This is a genomic window from Rhizobium sp. NZLR1, assembly GCF_017357385.1.
Lineage (GTDB): Bacteria > Pseudomonadota > Alphaproteobacteria > Rhizobiales > Rhizobiaceae > Rhizobium.
This window is the reverse complement of record NZ_CP071635.1, coordinates 162,193-177,237: the sequence shown is the minus strand read 5'-3', so window position 1 is coordinate 177,237 and position 15,045 is coordinate 162,193. Positions and strand designations below refer to the sequence as shown.

Sequence of the window (15,045 nt, the reverse complement as noted above, 5' to 3'; positions counted from 1 at the left end):
CGACAATATATTTTCATATATATTATGGTTTATTTTCCAGCTGGTGGCACAAGCATTTGCCGCGCCAACAAAATTAGGCTCGCACAACGAAAGCGCGACTGTAGCTGACCTTATGCCACGACAGAATTCACGACGCTCGTCCGGGCGGCCAGATCCGCAGAGCGTCCCTGCCACTCCTGGTCCAGGAGCCTGTAATCCGCAGCGAGTCCAGGAGCCTGTATTTCGCAGTGATATGATCGTCGGTCAGCCACTGGGTGGGGCCGAGCGGTTGCCGACCTGCGGTGCGATGCCCGACCCCGAGGCCGGTTCAGCCGTCTGGCAACCCCCGAGTGATGGGTGAGACGCCCGTCCGACTCCCACCCCGCCGTGTTGGCTCACCGTTGGTGGAGAAGCGTGTCATAGGGACGCGTCGGGTCGGCTTGAGGATATTCACAACATTGACGGCGTCGTCGGGACCAGTATCTCGGCGCTGTTCCTGCTGGTGATCAGCATCGCCAATTTGTTCTTCCCGAACCGTTGCGGAAGCCCAGATCGTTACCGCCGAAGCGAAGATACTCTCCACCGAAATCGCGATTGCGGCCACAAGTTGTTCGAGCTGGCAGGAACGCGCTCAACCCCTGCAGAGCACGGACTTGATCGCCACTGGCGCAACGCCCGCACCCATACTCTGCACGACCCGGTCCGCTGGAAGTACCCCATTTTGGGTAAGTATTTCCTGAATGGCGAGAAGCCACCGCTCCATGCCTGGAGCTGAGGATTCCGATCTGCAAAGCACCTAAGATCAGGTGCTCTGCAGATTATGTCTGCAGCGCATACGAGGGAGGAAGCTTTCGCCTTCGTCAACGAGGTGTCGCGGACATTGTTGCCGCTGCTTGGCCGCCGATTGTCATCGCCCCAAGTCTTTTTTCATATTCTGCCGGCCACCGCGAAGGGCGCACGGTGCCGCCGAGATAAACATTTTCGCATCCGTCATTCAAATAGGTCATATCAAAACAATGGATTTCACTAATTCGCTCTTGGAAAAGATAAGGGGCACAGGCGGCGCCCGTTGCCTAATAAGGAGTATATGCGATGAATATCAAAGGCAGTGATAAAGGCGGTTTTATTTGGGGATCCAATCTCAACGACACTATCGATTGCGGCAAGAAGAATGACTGGATTGATGCCGGCGACGGCGATGATCGGATCAAAGCTGGTGACGGCCAAGACTACATCATGGCCGGTCCGGGCCATGACACTGCCTACGGCGGGAATGGCTCAGACGTAATCCATGCCGACGGTGGTGACGATCTCTTGTACAGCGACGCCTCCTACCCCTTATACGTCACCGACCCTCACCGCGTAATACCGCATAGCGGCGAGGGCGATGACGTGCTCGACGCCGGCCCTGGCCGCGATATACTTGTGGCTGGTGACGGCGCAGATGTTCTGACTGGCGGCGACGACGGCGACGCCTTCGTGTTTCGGTTCCACAACCCTATGGTTGGAACAACGCACTGCTATACGAGTGTGATGGATTTCGACACGAAGCAGGACCGCTTTGTCCTGGACGCCGCAGATTTCGGTGGTGACCGGAATCTGTTTGATGCAAATTTCATCAATCATTCCAAGGGCTTTCCGGGCGAATTTGTGGACACCTTCTACAACGGCGCGGCCGAAGGCGCGCACGGCGAGCATGTCGTGGTAATCACTGATCGAGGCTTTGCGTCTGCCGCTGCCGCCGCGACTGCTATTGATCACGAAGCCCCCGGTGACATCATTGTCTACCATGATGAAAAAACTCTCGGTCAAGATGGCAAAACTCACGGTGCGACACTAGCCTATGTTGATTCTGCGAACCACGCGCATGCCTTCGCTCATGTCGACAATCTGCACGACATGTCGGATCTTACCTCGCTCACGGCGGAAAATTTCGGCTTCATTTAATTGAAGATCCGAGGAGCGTTCCACCCTTGGGGCGCTTCTCTTTTCCAACATGGCGCAGGGAACTGAAAATAGAAACGACGTGATTTTATTGATCGACTGCACCAGTAAAGGTACGCCATTGAAACAAGTTCTCGTCGCCGATGACGACGCCGCCATGCGCCACCTGCATCCTGGGGCGGTTGCGCAAGCTGACTTTCTTCTCGCTGGCTGAGGCCAATGCCGCTATTGGCACTTGATCGCATCAACGATCACCTCATGCGTCGATTGGGTGTTACCCGGCGGCAAGTATTTGAACGTGTCGAACGTGCTGCGCTCGCTAGCCTCCCGGGTTGAAACTACGAATTCGCCGAATGGCGTCTGGTCCGTGTCTCGACCGATTATCACGTCGAGTTCAAAAGCTTCTTTAGTTCCGTCCCCCATGCCCTCATTCGCCAGCAGGTCGATCTTAGAGCAACGGCGCGCACCATCGAGATCTTTTACCGCGGCAAGCGCATCGCCGTCCATCAGCGCCGCTATGGCGGCTGTCGTCATGGAGCCGACCCAGATCACATGCCCAGTTCCCACCGGCGATACGCTGAGTGGACACCAGATCGCTTTCGGCGCTGGGCCGCATCCATCGGTCAAAGCATGCCGCGAGGATTTCTCCGTTGCATACCACCGCGTTCCCCGGCTGTTCGCCACGCTCGCGCTTGCAAGGGGTGACGGGCGATACGGCAGAATCCCCAAATCTATCGCCAAGACCGACCTGCTGATCCTCGATGACTGGGGACCGGAAAAACTCAACGATGATCAGCGCCGCGATCTTCTCGAGATCATCGAAGACCGCTACGAGCGTCGCTCGACGATCGTCACAAGCCAGGTGCCCCTGGATCGCTGGTGGGAAATTATTTCAAATCCAACGCCGCCGATGCGATACTGGATCGCCTCGTTCACAACGCCGAGGCATCGATCTCATTGGCGAAAGTATGCGCAAACAGCGTTCACCGATGGCGCTTGAAATACAGCAAAGCTTGACCTGACACAAAACCCGATCCAAACATCAAACAGACCCAGGATCAGCCCGAAAAATGGCCGGCTTCAAATCGGAATCGGTGGCCGGTTTCATCGGAATACGCACCCAATGCAACATCTGAAGATCGACCTGATCGGCTTGCTTAATGCCAACGAAGCGCATCGTCGGTCGCCTTGCAGCTTCTGCGATCGCCGCAGCATCGATGATGTCATTCTTGTTCGATTTTACATAGACTTCACTGCGCCGGGATGATGCGGACGGAATGCCCCATCGTCTGCAACTTAACGCAAGCCATTGGGAACCCGGACGGGATTCCATTCCGACAAGCGTTCTGTTCGCTCGTTCGAAGAACTGCAGTAGCGTCTCGCGCCGGAACTATCCAGGCCGACCACGGGAAAGAGGTTCTTTCCGATATCGATGCCGAAGACGGCGCATTGGCGCAGTTGGTTGCGATCCATAATTTCAGCCCTCCTTTGCCCACCTCCGTTATGCTCTCGGGAGACAGGGCGGACCATCCCATTAGCTCTAAGCCCTGCTCGTAAGCGGGAGGTGGTGAAGGGCATGTGCCGCGATTGGACGACCTCCCGGCCGGCGCCAATACAACTCAGGCGCTGGCGCGCTAATGACGTGATCAGGTTAAACCATCCCGCATCCAGCGCTCGGCTATTGCGAATGTGCGGATTGGATGTTTGCATTTGCGGCTGCAACCGTCGAGGCCTCCCTGGGTGACGCGACTTTGGGAGCCGCAAAACCACCGCGGATTGCTACATTCAACCGCACGTGATCCTTGGCCAGTTGTTGGATCGCCGCAGCGAGGCTCGCCTGAGCGCTGGACACCTGCCTTTGCGCTTCGAGAACATCGAGGAGAGAAGAGGCACCATCCGTGTACGAGGCCGTCGAAAGCTTCAGTGCTTCTTCGATCGTTTCTACTTGCCTGCGACGTGAGTTCTCTGTGTGAACGTCGCGTCGGATGGCTGTCAAAGCGTCCTCGACTTCCTGCACAGCTGTCAGGACGGTTAATTTCCAGCTTATGTAGGCTGCTGCGGCGTCCGATTTAGAAGTCTCCACGTTTGACCGCAAACGGCCGCCGTCCAGAATTGGGAGGTCAAGGCTCGGCCCGAAGGACCATTTCAAGATACCCCCGTGACGGCCGCGCTGCTTGATATAGGAAGGGGTGATCGAGCCGGAGAGCGTTATCGCGGGGTAAAGCTGTGCTTCCGCCACGCCGATCTGTGCAGTCGCGGCGGCGAGATCCCGTTCAGCCTGGCGAATATCGAATCGATTGCGAATAAGATCGGCGGGAATGCCGGCATTGATCTTTCCGCGATAGACCGGCTGCCCTTCACTTTTCTGCAGTTGCTTGATCACTGTTTCCGACGGCAAAGCGAGGAGGGCCGCAATGTGATGCGCCGACACGCGAAAATTCAGTTCTAGCCTTGGTATTTCGGCAATCGTCGATCGGACAAGTCCTTCGGCTTGCAAGACATCCAGCCTGGAAGCCGCTCCCGCTTCGACTTGAAAATTCGTGAAATCGTAGGTCTCCTGGCGGGACTTCAGGTTCGCTCGGGAAATCGAGACGCGCTGCTGGTAGTACCGGGCGTCGATGTAGGAGGAAACAAGATCTTTGATTAGAGCTAGCTTTGCGGCGTCGACAGCCGCATGCGCAGAATCAAGAGAAGCCAGTGCGCTTTCAGTGCTGCGCCGGTACTGACCGAATACGTCCAGCAGCCAGGTCAACGATAGTTGCACGCTGGAGATATTCTGTGTGCTCGTGACATCTCCCCCTTTGCCGATCTCGCCGCTTGTCGTGTGTGATGCCTTGGGAAGGCCCCCGGCGCCAGCGATGGTGACGTCCGCGGCGGCGGCATTAACCCTTTCGAGCGCCTGCTGAACGCTGAGGTTCTCATCCAGGCCGGAGGCAACGTACTGGTTGAGCGTACGATCTGAAAACGAATCCCACCACGCCGACACCGCAACATCGCCGGCGCTCTGTTTTGCACCCTCGGAAAACTTCTCCGGCAAAGGCGTTTCCGGCGGTGCATGGTCGGGCCCGAGCATGCAAGATGACAAAAGTAGCGGCAACACCGCAGCGGCCAGACGGAACGAATGCAATTAATCAGCCTCCATTACAGCGAAATTCAACTCAAACCCGTTTCGCCTGCCCGAAGGATGATGCCAGCGCGCAATTGCCGACGCAGCAGATCGAGAATTCCGGCGTGACACTACGAAATCGCGTGCAGCCAAAACAACAAGTCGACACCCGCTGGCGCGAGCTGGCGTCAAATCCCTTTAGGCCTGTCGTTCGGGTCAAACTGAATGATCGTGATCCAATTGGCAGTGAGTGCCGGTCGGTTCTCGTTCTCGATCTCGACCGTCACCTCGTAGGTGGTCACCAGCATGCTTGCGCCGCGAAATTGACATTCAGAGAGAACGAAGCGACCGCGCACACGACTGCCGGTCTTGACCGGTGACATGAAACGCACCCGGTCTAAGCCGTAGTTAAGGCCCATGGTCTGCTCGCGGATCCTTGGCATGCCGCTGAAGTTCATCGCCGACAGAAGCGAGAGTGTCAGGAAGCCGTGAGCGATCGTGCCACCAAACGGGCTTTCGACTGCCGCGCGTTCCGGGTGCACGTGGATGAATTGATGATCGTGTGTCGCGTCGGCAAAGAGATCGATTGTAGTTTGATCAACGGTGATCCATTCGGATTTGCCGAGTTCCTGGCCAATTCGCGACGGCACGTCGGCGAGCGAAAGTTCGTGCATTCGACCTCACTTATTTGATGACTGATCAAGTCGTGGATTTTCCCGGAGGCGAGCTGCGATTTAACCAATCGTCACAATCATTCGACTGTGACTGACTTAGCTAGATTCCGCGGCTGGTCCACATCTGCCCCCATGACCACCGCCGTGTGATACGCAAGAAGCTGTAGCGGCAGAGCAAAGATCATCGGCGCGATAATCTCCTCGACATTGGGTAATACGATAGTGTGCATGGTGGGGAGTTTCGACATCGAAGCTCCCGTCTCGTCGGTGATCAGAATGATGCGGCCGCCGCGGGCGGCCACTTCCTGCATATTGGAGACAGTCTTATCGAAGAACCGATCATGTGGCGCGATGACGATGACTGGCATATTTTCATCGATCAGGGCGATCGGACCGTGTTTTAATTCTCCTGCTGCATAACCTTCAGCATGGATATAGGAGACCTCCTTGAGCTTCAGCGCACCTTCCATAGCCAATGGGAAACTCGTGCCGCGGCCGAGATAGAGCACGTCGCGGTAATGCGACAATTCCCGTGACAAGAGCTCGATCTTCGGCTTGATGTCGTTCAGCACCTGTCGCATAACGCCCGGCAACGTCGCCAAACTTTGGACGAGCACTTGTTCCTCGTCGTCCGTGATTGTGCCCCGCGCCTTGCCCGCGCCGATGGCTAGCGCAGCGAGAACAGCAAGCTGGCATGTGAATGCCTTGGTAGAAGCAACGCCGATCTCTGGCCCGGCGAGGATCGGAAAGATGGCATCTGCCTCGCGGGCAATTGTTGATTCTGGGGTATTGACGACAGCACCAATTCTCAGACCTTGTGCTTTGCAATACCGGAGCGATGCAAGCGTGTCAGCCGTCTCACCAGATTGAGAGATGAAGAGCGCTGCCGACCGTGGCGACAATGGGATTTCGCGATAGCGGAATTCGGAGGCGACATCAATCTCTACCGTCAAGCGTGCGTAGCGCTCGAACCAATATTTGCCAATCAGTCCCGCAAGGTATGCAGTGCCGCAGGCAGAAATTGCGAGGCTCTCAACCCTGGCAAAACCGATGTCGGTTGAAATGGCTTTGACATGATTTTCGTTGACATTGATGTAGTGACCAAGAGCACCGGCGAGGACCTCGGGTTGCTCGTAGATTTCCTTCTCCATAAAATGCCGGTGATTTCCCTTGCCGACCAGGCCTGCGGTAGCAAGCGATATGTGCCGTGGGCGCGTGACGACTTTGCCTTCGATATCGAAAACCTGGACACTCGTTTTGCCTACAACAGCCCAATCGCCATCGTTCAGATATGTGATGTCATTGGTGAACGGAGCAAGAGCGATCGCGTCGGAGCCTAGAAACATCTCACCATCGCCATGGCCTATCACTAATGGTGGTCCATTGCGCGCTACCATAATGGTCGCGGGATCATCCTCAAACAGGATGGCAAGAGCGAAGGCGCCCTTGACGCACTTCAGCATGGCATGCATGGCCTCAAGGCATCCCATGCCATCCCGACGGAATTTTGTCAGGAGATGCGCAATCACCTCGGTATCCGTGTCGGTCTGGAACTTGGCCCCTACCTCTGCCAATCCGTCTTTCAGCTCGGAGAAATTTTCGATGATGCCGTTATGAACAACGGCTACGCCATCGGCAAAATGCGGGTGTGCGTTGCATTCTGTCGGTGCGCCATGGGTCGCCCAGCGCGTGTGGGCGATGCCGACGGTGCCGCTCAGGGGCTCTTTTTTCAATCTCGTTTTAAGGTTCACGAGCTTGCCTTCTGCGCGGCGTCGGTGCAATTCTCCCTCGCAGATCGTAGCAACGCCGGCTGAATCATAGCCACGGTATTCCAGTCGCTCCAAGGCTTCTATCAGCCGCTCCGACACGGGCTTCCGTCCCACTATGCCAACAATCCCACACATGCTCGTCACCCATGTCCCAAGAGCCCCCGACCGGTAATCAGGAAGGCGGACGCCGCTCGGTGCGTGTCCTCCAGCGCGTGCTAATAAATCTAAACAGATTAGTAAAATTGATTGTTGCGATAGCTATCATCCACGTCATGGATGCGGCGTACTCATAGGTTCGATAAACGCTGCACGCAGCGAATGATGCCTTCTGCAAAGTGTCGACAGATAGGCTACGCCCTGATGATGGGCGTAGCCTCTGACAAAGATGTTCCAGTCAACAGGGATTGGGATTTGCCGACGACATGCCGCGCGCGCATGTCCATTCGACACGACGAATTGTCTTTCATCGTGCCCACGGACTGAAAAAACAATTCGTTTTTCTACAGGTGAAGCGGTCTGCGTCTACGGGTTGACCCTAAGTCGTAATTGCCCCTTTGCCTGCAAACGTGATCACGAACCGGTCAGCTCGACTGCCCAGCCGCATTTGCAAAGAGATTTGCGTCGGAGTGAAAGTGCCGACAGTTTGAACCGCAGGGGCCATGGCGGCCCAGAAGTTCCGTTCGCACAAGCAAAGAAACTACTTCTTACCGCCGGATTTAACCCGACGCCTGGTTTTAGGATTTTGGCAAGCGTCCACCAGCCTTGACCCGAGCTGGATTTCCCATGGCCGTGCTTCCTGCAGGAACATCTCGCGTGACCACACTACCAGCGCCAATGACAGCGTGATCGCCAATCGTCACCCCCGGGAGAATGATTGCTCCACCGCCAATCCAGGCGTGCCTGCCAATGCTGACAGGTCGTCCCAACTGCAGTCCAGCCTGGCGCTGCTCTGGATCATGTGGATGGTCCGCGGTATAAATTTGCACAGCAGGGCCTATTGCGGTTCCGTCACCGATAGTCACCGCTGCCACGTCAAGAATGACGCAGTTGTAGTTGATGTAAACCCAAGCTCCGATCCGGATGTTAAACCCGTAATCACAGTGGAACGGCGGACGAATAACAGCTCCAAGCCCGACCGCGCCCAATCGTTCTAAAAGGAGCGCATTCCACCGCTCGGCGGTGTCGCCCAGCGTGTCATTGTACCGCTTCAGCCAAGCCCCGGTGAGGAGCAGCTCGGCTTGGATCTCGGGGTCCGCTGCGTTGTACATTTCGCCTGCCAGCATTTTTTCTTTTTGGCTGCGTGTCATCGTCTCTTCTCAGATCTTGTTCGTGGGATGACGGTACTTGAGTGCGCCTACATCGCGATCAAGCTAGCTAGCACCTGGCACGATGGCGGGCGCAGGCGGAGGTGGAATTGATAGTAACACTCCTTGTTCGTGGCAGAAAAGGATGAGGCATCAACTTTAGTCGACCGGCGAGCCGAGTGAGAGCTCCGGCGACGAAAATAGTCAGGCACCAGCTCCCCGCGACGCGTGGTGAAAGCGGAGTAACGTGGCTGCGCGGAGGAACATCTTTCAGACGCGAGAGTATCTGGGGAATTGCAGCGAAACCTTGCTGACGGGAATCGGCGGCGCCTGCTTCAGGCATTTGAAGTGGCCCTACAAGGGGTCAATCGTGACGATCCCACTTCATTGCACCTGCTTGAATGCAAGGACAGCATTCATGCCGCCCATGGCGAAAGCGTTGCTCATGGCCACGCGCACCCTGCGCTCCCGGGGCACATTTGGCGTGATGTCCAAATCACAATCGGGATCTGGCTCGCGATAGTTGGCCGTCGGCGGCACGACACCTTCTTGGATCGCCATCACGCAAGCAATCATTTCGAGCGCACTTGCTGCCCCGAGGCAGTGCGCGTGAGTGGATTTGGTGGAAGAGATGGAGATCGATCGAGCATAGTCACCAAAGACACGCTTAATCGCCATCGTTTCGATTTGATCGTTGGCCTTGGTGCCGGTGCCATGGGCGTTGAGGTAGTCCACGTCCTCGGCGTTTAGGCCCGCATCAACAAGGCAGGCGCGCATCGCCGCCTCCGGCCCATGCACAGCTGGTGCAGCGATGTGGTAGGCATCGGCGGAAAGGCCGATGCCGGCGACCTCGGCAAGCATCGTTGCACCGCGGGCGGCGGCATGCTCATAGCTTTCCAGCACGGCCATGCCCGCACCCTCGCCCAAAACTAGTCCTTTCCTGTCGGCGGAGAATGGCCGGCAAGTATCTGGAGCGAGTACGCGCATTGCTTCCCATGCCTTAAGCACGATCCACACGAGTGGCGCGTCGCTTCCTCCAGCTAGCATAACGTCCGCCCTACCGAGCTTGATCTGATCTACCGCTGAAGCGATCGCATGGTTGGCCGAGGCGCAGGCAGAGGTGGCACCGAAGACTGGCCCCCGCAGCCCGAGGTTCATGCTTACCTGACAGGCAGCCGCGCTAGGCATTGCCTTTACCCCAGTGAATAGCTCAGTGCGGGTCGCGCCGCCCAATAGGAGGGTGCGGTAGGCCTTCTCGGTAGCGTCCCAGCCGCCAAAGCCAACGCCCACTGTCGCGCCGAAACGGTGGGCATTTCCTTCATCGCACGAAAGGCCGGCCTGTAGCATGGCTTCTTTAGCTGCAAGCACGGCAAGCAGGCTGAAGCGGTCCATGGAGATGAGCTGCTTGCGATCAATGTCGTGTTGAGGCAGCACCTTGATCTCGGTCCCGATCATCCCCTTCAGCTCATGAATCTCTGAGTTTGAGATCGGGCCGATGGCGGAGCGGCCTTCGCGCATCTCCGTCCAGATAGAGGAAGCATCGGTGCCCAGTCCGCACAGTCCGCCCAATCCGGTGATAACGACGCGCCTGTCCATTCAGACCTCCTTGGTGAGCAAGCCACGGACGGCTTCCACCACGTCGCCGATATTGTTGAGGTTCGACCAGGCATCGGCCGTATTCATCTCGATCTTAATGCCGTAGATTTGCTCCAGATCCCAAAGGACATCGGCCAAACCCAGCGAATCGATGCCAAGCGAAGTCAACTCAGTGTCAGTCGTTATTTCGCCGAGCGCTACGGTCGTTCTCTCGCCGTTTTCAGCTTTGACGAGCTTATTGATCGCACTGATAATTTCCAGTGTGAGTTGATCAGCCATTTGTATTCCTTTCCATCATGCCTAATTTCGACAAGCCGACGGCCTTGCGAGAAGGCTCGATCTAATTGCTGATAACATCGGAAGATGTTCCGGCTCGTTATGCGAAACGACGACAGAAACCGATAAACTTACCGGAACGTCACCGCGCGGTTGCCCTGCTATGGATCATATGGAATGATTGGTAAAATTGATTGTGTGGATCAAAAGCATCCACGCTATGGATTGCGGCTCGGGCATTGCCGCGGCTGAATTCATGCGCCGGCGCAGTTGCAAACCCTCCAGGAAAAGCGTGATTACGCGGTTCGAAAGTATTGAGCTTGGCCGCTTTCCCGGGCCGGCGCGTTGTCAGTGCGGCGCAGAAAGCATGTGCGGGAGGTCGGTGAAGTCGCCGCGACGTGATGTTGGTTTTCAGCAATGAGCCGAACATGAGTGACAGGAATAAAGTTTTGAATCAATTTTGCATCAGGCCAAGGAAAGCATACAAATGGCACCTTCTCAGGTAGAAACGATCGCTCTCGGCAAAATGGCTTCGATCGCTGATGAGCTGAGGCAGCCGGGCCTGCCTGTAACGTGATGCCTCGTTTGGGAACACAGCGAATGCGTAGTTTCCAATGATCAGCGTCCATTCCAACGACTGGGGCCGTGAAATGAACCCAGTGGTGCCGCTTACGACGTACAACTTTCCGTCTCGGATTCCATGCGCGAAGCCTCTCGGACCATAATCTCGCGCATCCATATGTTTCCAGGATCAGAGTTGTGAAGAGCCGGCCATTGGACAGCCTCAGTGAACGAAAGAAGTGGCAAAGGATGCTCGATGATCCGCAGGGGGATAGTTTGTTCGTAATGTTTGACCAGCCGCAGGGGGATGGTTGCTATTCGATTAGTGCCTGACAGCAACGGTGGGATCAAGTTAAACCCCGGGACAACGAGTTCAATACGCCTCTTGAGGCCGTGCTGCAGCAATAACCATTGCTCAACGGAAGGCTTAAGACCACGTCCGAACTTAGCCGCAACATGTCCCATGGACATATATTGCTCCAGGGAGAGCTTCCCTTGCAACTGCTCGTTCGTAGGGCAGCCGACGCACACCAGTCTCTCTTCGAAAAGCCTTGCCTTCGGATGGGCGCCGGACATGAATAGATCGGGTAGGATCAGAAAATCCACGTCCCCGCGGCGGAGAAGCTCCTCGGGATCGTCGTCAAGTGGCAGCAACTCGAAGCTGACCCCTGGCGCCTCCCGAGCTAAGCGCACTATGATTTTTTCGAAGAAGACCAAGGCCATGAAATCTGAAAGGATAATTCTGAATCGGCGGTCGGACTCCGCAGGGTTTATTGGATCCCATGCGATGACGGAGAGCTGAATATGCAAGAGGGCCTCGCGAACAGCGGGGGCAAGTGCCTCTGCACGCGGGGTCGGAATTAGCTCCCGTCTCTGCATGATGAAAAGATCGTCGTTGAAATAGGCGCGCAACCTGGAGATGGCAGCGCTCATGGCGGGTTGGCTGAGGTTGATGCTGCGTGCCGCTGCTGTGAGCTTGCGCTCGGTCATTAGAGCGTCGAGCGCTACAAGAAGGTTGAGATCAAGGCCTTTAAAACGCATGAGTGTATATCCATTCCATAGATGATTGCCATCCAAACAATCAATTTTACCAATCTTTCGGATCACTTATAGAAAAGCCGGAACTTGATCAATATCAAGGCCGGGAACGAAAAATCGAAATGCCGGGCAAGGGCCCGATTTCAATTCTTTACTTCTCCTAACCGCTCGATTGTCTAACCGGCAATCCAATAGTCGTGTGCAACAATCTCGCGGCTTTGATCGTGGCTGGGTGAAGAAACAACGTGGAGCTTTTGCATGTCTTCTGAAGTGCGATGGAAAATATGCTGGGAAAATGAGCTGGAAGCTTCGGACCACGCGGAACTCGCTGATTTTTTTTGCAAGACCTATGGGCCGACGGGAGCTTTCAATGCCAAGCCGTTCGAGACTGGCCGAAGCTGGGGTGGTGCGAGGCCCGAACGCCGCGCGATCGCATATGACTCGCGCGGCGTCGCTAGCCACATGGGCTTGTTACGCCGCTTCATAAAGGTCGGTACGACTGATTTGCTTGTGGCCGAGCTAGGCCTGTACGGAGTGCGACCGGATCTGGAAGGATTAGGCATCGCTCACTCGGTCCGCGCCATGTTTCCGGTTCTGCGCGAGTTGAGCGTTCCATTTGCTTTTGGAACAGTTCGCCACGCCATGCGGAATCATATGGAAAGATACTGCCGAGACGGTGCCGCCAATATGATGACCGGGCTACGTGTGCGCTCCACGCTTCCAGACGCGCATTCCGACCTGCCAGCCACGCGCACTGAAGATGTCCTCGTATTGGTAGTTCCCGTCGACCGTCCGATGACGGAGTGGCCTGCGGGCTCGTTGATTGAACGAAATGGGTCGGAACTATGAAGCGGCCTGCCTATATGAGCGAAGTACCGGTCAATCGTACAAGCGGCCAGGAAGATCGCTGCGTTTATTTGACGTTCGATGATGGTCCTAATCCATACTGCACGCCGCAAATCCTTGATGTTCTAGCTGAGCACGGTGTCCCGGCGACATTTTTTGCTATCGGTTCATACGTGAAGGATCACCCCGACCTCATTCGGCGTCTTGTGGCGGAAGGTCATGATGTCGCCAATCATACCATGACGCATCCCGACCTCGCCACCTGCGATCCCAAGGATGTCAAACGTGAAATAGACGAGGCGCATCAAGCTATTGTCTCGGCCTGTCCCCAAGCCTTGGTCCGGCACTTACGAGCGCCTTACGGGGTTTGGACTGAAGACGTGCTTTCAGCATCGATGAGGGCTGGACTTGGAGCAGTTCACTGGTCGGCCGACCCTAGAGATTGGTCTTGCCCGGGCGTCGACGTGATCGTTGATGAGGTGCTTGCGGCTGCTCAGCCTGGTGCAATCGTGCTTTTGCACGACGGGTGTCCTCCCGATGAGGTTGAGCAATGCTCGCTTGCCGGATTGCGTGACCAGACGCTTTTAGCACTCTCTCGAATTATTCCGGCACTGCATAGCCGCGGATTCGAAATTCGCCCGCTTCCCTGAAACACTGGACAAACGAGAAACCATGACCCTGCTCGCAACAACCAGCATCGCCGCCGTCTCGCTTTATGCAATGCTCTCCACCGTTTACAAGAGCGCGCAGGTTTTTCATGCTAGGCGGACAACGATCTCAACAACACCTGCGAAAGACATTGAATCCACCCCCGTGCCGAGCGTTGATGTCATCGTGCCGTGCTTCAACGAGGACCCAATCGTTCTTTCGGAATGCCTCGCGTCGCTTGCGGAACAGGACTACGTCGGAAAATTGCGTATTTATGTAGTCGACGATGGTTCCAAAAATCGGGACGCGGTGGTGGCTCAGCGCGCTGTGTATGCAGACGATGAGAGATTCAACTTCACAATTCTCCCTAAAAATGTTGGAAAGCGCAAAGCGCAAATCGCCGCTATAACCCAGTCCTCTGGGGACCTCATCTTGAATGTGGACTCAGACACGACGATCGCCCCCGACGTCGTCTCGAAGCTCTCCCACAAGATGCGCGATCCAGCAGTCGGTGCGGCGATGGGCCAAATGAAAGCCAGTAACCAGGCGGACACCTGGCTAACTCGCTTGATTGACATGGAGTACTGGCTTGCCTGCAACGAGGAGCGCGCGGCACAAGCTCGCTTCGGTGCAGTTATGTGTTGCTGCGGCCCATGTGCGATGTACCGTCGGTCTGCTATGCTTTCGCTGCTCGATCAGTACGAGACGCAGCTTTATCGCGGCAAGCCGAGTGACTTCGGTGAAGATCGCCATTTGACGATTCTCATGCTGAGCGCAGGCTTTCGAACTGAGTATGTTCCGAGCGCCATCGCGGCGACAGTCGTTCCTGACACAATGGGTGTTTATTTGCGTCAACAACTACGGTGGGCACGCAGCACCTTTCGGGATACTTTGCTTGCGCTCCCCATACTGCCTGGCCTCGATCGGTATCTCACGCTGGACGCAATCGGGCAAAATGGCGGCCTTCTGCTTCTTGCGCTGTCGGTATTGACGGGTATTGGCCAGTTTGCGCTGACCGCCACAGTACCATGGTGGACGATCCTGGTGATCGGATCCATGACTCTTGTACGATGCAGCGTGGCTGCCTATCGCGCCCGCGAACTTAGGTTTCTGGGTTTTGCTCTCCACACGCTCGTGAACATCTTTCTCTTAATTCCCTTGAAGGCCTATGCCCTTTGTACCTTGTCCAATAGCGACTGGCTGTCGCGCGGATCAGTCGCTGTTGCGCCCACTGTTGGTCAGCAGGGCGCCACCAAAATGCCAGGGCGGGCGACATCTGAAATTGCCTATAGTGGCGAGTGATG

The 15,045-nt window shown here is 56.1% G+C and carries 13 protein-coding genes and 3 pseudogenes; 8 read left to right on the top strand and 8 right to left on the bottom strand.

The genetic code is table 11. The annotated features are described in order from the left end of the window. Window positions 1-503: 503 nt before the first annotated feature. The 5 genes and pseudogenes from J3O30_RS29880 to J3O30_RS29860 all read left to right on the top strand — a co-directional run. A pseudogene (locus tag J3O30_RS29880) lies at window positions 504-754 on the top strand (SfnB family sulfur acquisition oxidoreductase); the annotation flags it as partial. A gap of 317 nt (window positions 755-1,071) precedes the next feature. Continuing rightward, window positions 1,072-1,926: a calcium-binding protein gene (locus J3O30_RS29875; protein WP_077988161.1), complete on the top strand. Its 855-nt coding sequence runs from the start codon at window positions 1,072-1,074 to the stop codon at window positions 1,924-1,926. Window positions 1,927-1,975: 49 nt separating this feature from the next. Continuing rightward, window positions 1,976-2,137 (top strand): hypothetical protein, encoded by a 162-nt coding sequence (locus J3O30_RS29870; protein ID WP_020048089.1) that lies wholly within the window; start codon window positions 1,976-1,978, stop codon window positions 2,135-2,137. After that, a pseudogene (locus tag J3O30_RS33525) lies at window positions 2,088-2,547 on the top strand (IS21 family transposase); the annotation flags it as partial. The gene J3O30_RS29870 and the pseudogene J3O30_RS33525, both read left to right, overlap by 50 nt. A 1-nt stretch (window position 2,548) precedes the next feature. Then, window positions 2,549-2,945: pseudogene (locus J3O30_RS29860) on the top strand (ATP-binding protein); the annotation flags it as partial. 20 nt (window positions 2,946-2,965) lie between these two features. Here the strand turns inward: J3O30_RS29860 and J3O30_RS33520 are convergent. From J3O30_RS33520 to nodD1, 8 genes are all read right to left on the bottom strand, one after another. After that, window positions 2,966-3,256, bottom strand: a complete 291-nt coding sequence (locus tag J3O30_RS33520; protein WP_245315075.1) for a transposase — start codon at window positions 3,254-3,256, stop codon at window positions 2,966-2,968. 345 nt (window positions 3,257-3,601) lie between these two features. Then, complete coding sequence (locus J3O30_RS29850) at window positions 3,602-5,050, bottom strand: efflux transporter outer membrane subunit (protein ID WP_077988160.1); 1,449 nt, start codon at window positions 5,048-5,050, stop codon at window positions 3,602-3,604. A gap of 167 nt (window positions 5,051-5,217) precedes the next feature. Further along, complete coding sequence (locus tag J3O30_RS29845; RefSeq protein WP_018068343.1) at window positions 5,218-5,703, bottom strand: MaoC family dehydratase; 486 nt, start codon at window positions 5,701-5,703, stop codon at window positions 5,218-5,220. Between the two features lie 77 nt (window positions 5,704-5,780). Continuing rightward, window positions 5,781-7,607, bottom strand: coding sequence for a glutamine--fructose-6-phosphate transaminase (isomerizing) (gene glmS, locus J3O30_RS29840; protein WP_077988159.1), 1,827 nt, complete (start codon window positions 7,605-7,607; stop codon window positions 5,781-5,783). 599 nt (window positions 7,608-8,206) lie between these two features. Next, the gene (gene nodL, locus J3O30_RS29835; RefSeq protein ID WP_077988158.1) at window positions 8,207-8,779 is read right to left on the bottom strand and encodes a nodulation O-acetyltransferase NodL; all 573 of its coding nucleotides are present in this window, start codon (window positions 8,777-8,779) and stop codon (window positions 8,207-8,209) included. 381 nt (window positions 8,780-9,160) lie between these two features. Continuing rightward, a complete protein-coding gene (locus J3O30_RS29830; RefSeq protein WP_077988157.1) occupies window positions 9,161-10,372 on the bottom strand; it encodes a beta-ketoacyl-[acyl-carrier-protein] synthase family protein in 1,212 nt (403 codons plus the stop codon). Next, on the bottom strand, window positions 10,373-10,651 hold the full coding sequence (locus J3O30_RS29825; protein WP_077988156.1) for an acyl carrier protein: 279 nt from the start codon (window positions 10,649-10,651) through the stop codon (window positions 10,373-10,375). A 666-nt stretch (window positions 10,652-11,317) separates the two neighbouring features. Next, complete coding sequence (gene nodD1 / locus J3O30_RS29820; RefSeq protein ID WP_077988155.1) at window positions 11,318-12,250, bottom strand: transcriptional regulator NodD1; 933 nt, start codon at window positions 12,248-12,250, stop codon at window positions 11,318-11,320. Window positions 12,251-12,505: 255 nt separating this feature from the next. Between nodD1 and J3O30_RS29815 the strand changes: the two genes are divergently transcribed. The 3 genes from J3O30_RS29815 to nodC are packed head-to-tail and all read left to right on the top strand — an operon-like array spanning window position 12,506 to window position 15,043. Next, entirely contained in the window at window positions 12,506-13,096 is a 591-nt protein-coding gene (locus tag J3O30_RS29815) for a NodA family N-acyltransferase (protein WP_077988154.1), read from the top strand. Beyond that, window positions 13,093-13,743 (top strand): chitooligosaccharide deacetylase NodB, encoded by a 651-nt coding sequence (gene nodB / locus J3O30_RS29810; protein WP_077988153.1) that lies wholly within the window; start codon window positions 13,093-13,095, stop codon window positions 13,741-13,743. The genes J3O30_RS29815 and nodB overlap by 4 nt, the downstream gene beginning before the upstream one ends. Before the next feature lie 22 nt (window positions 13,744-13,765). Beyond that, a complete protein-coding gene (gene nodC, locus J3O30_RS29805) occupies window positions 13,766-15,043 on the top strand; it encodes a chitooligosaccharide synthase NodC (RefSeq protein ID WP_077988152.1) in 1,278 nt (425 codons plus the stop codon). Window positions 15,044-15,045 lie beyond the last annotated feature (2 nt).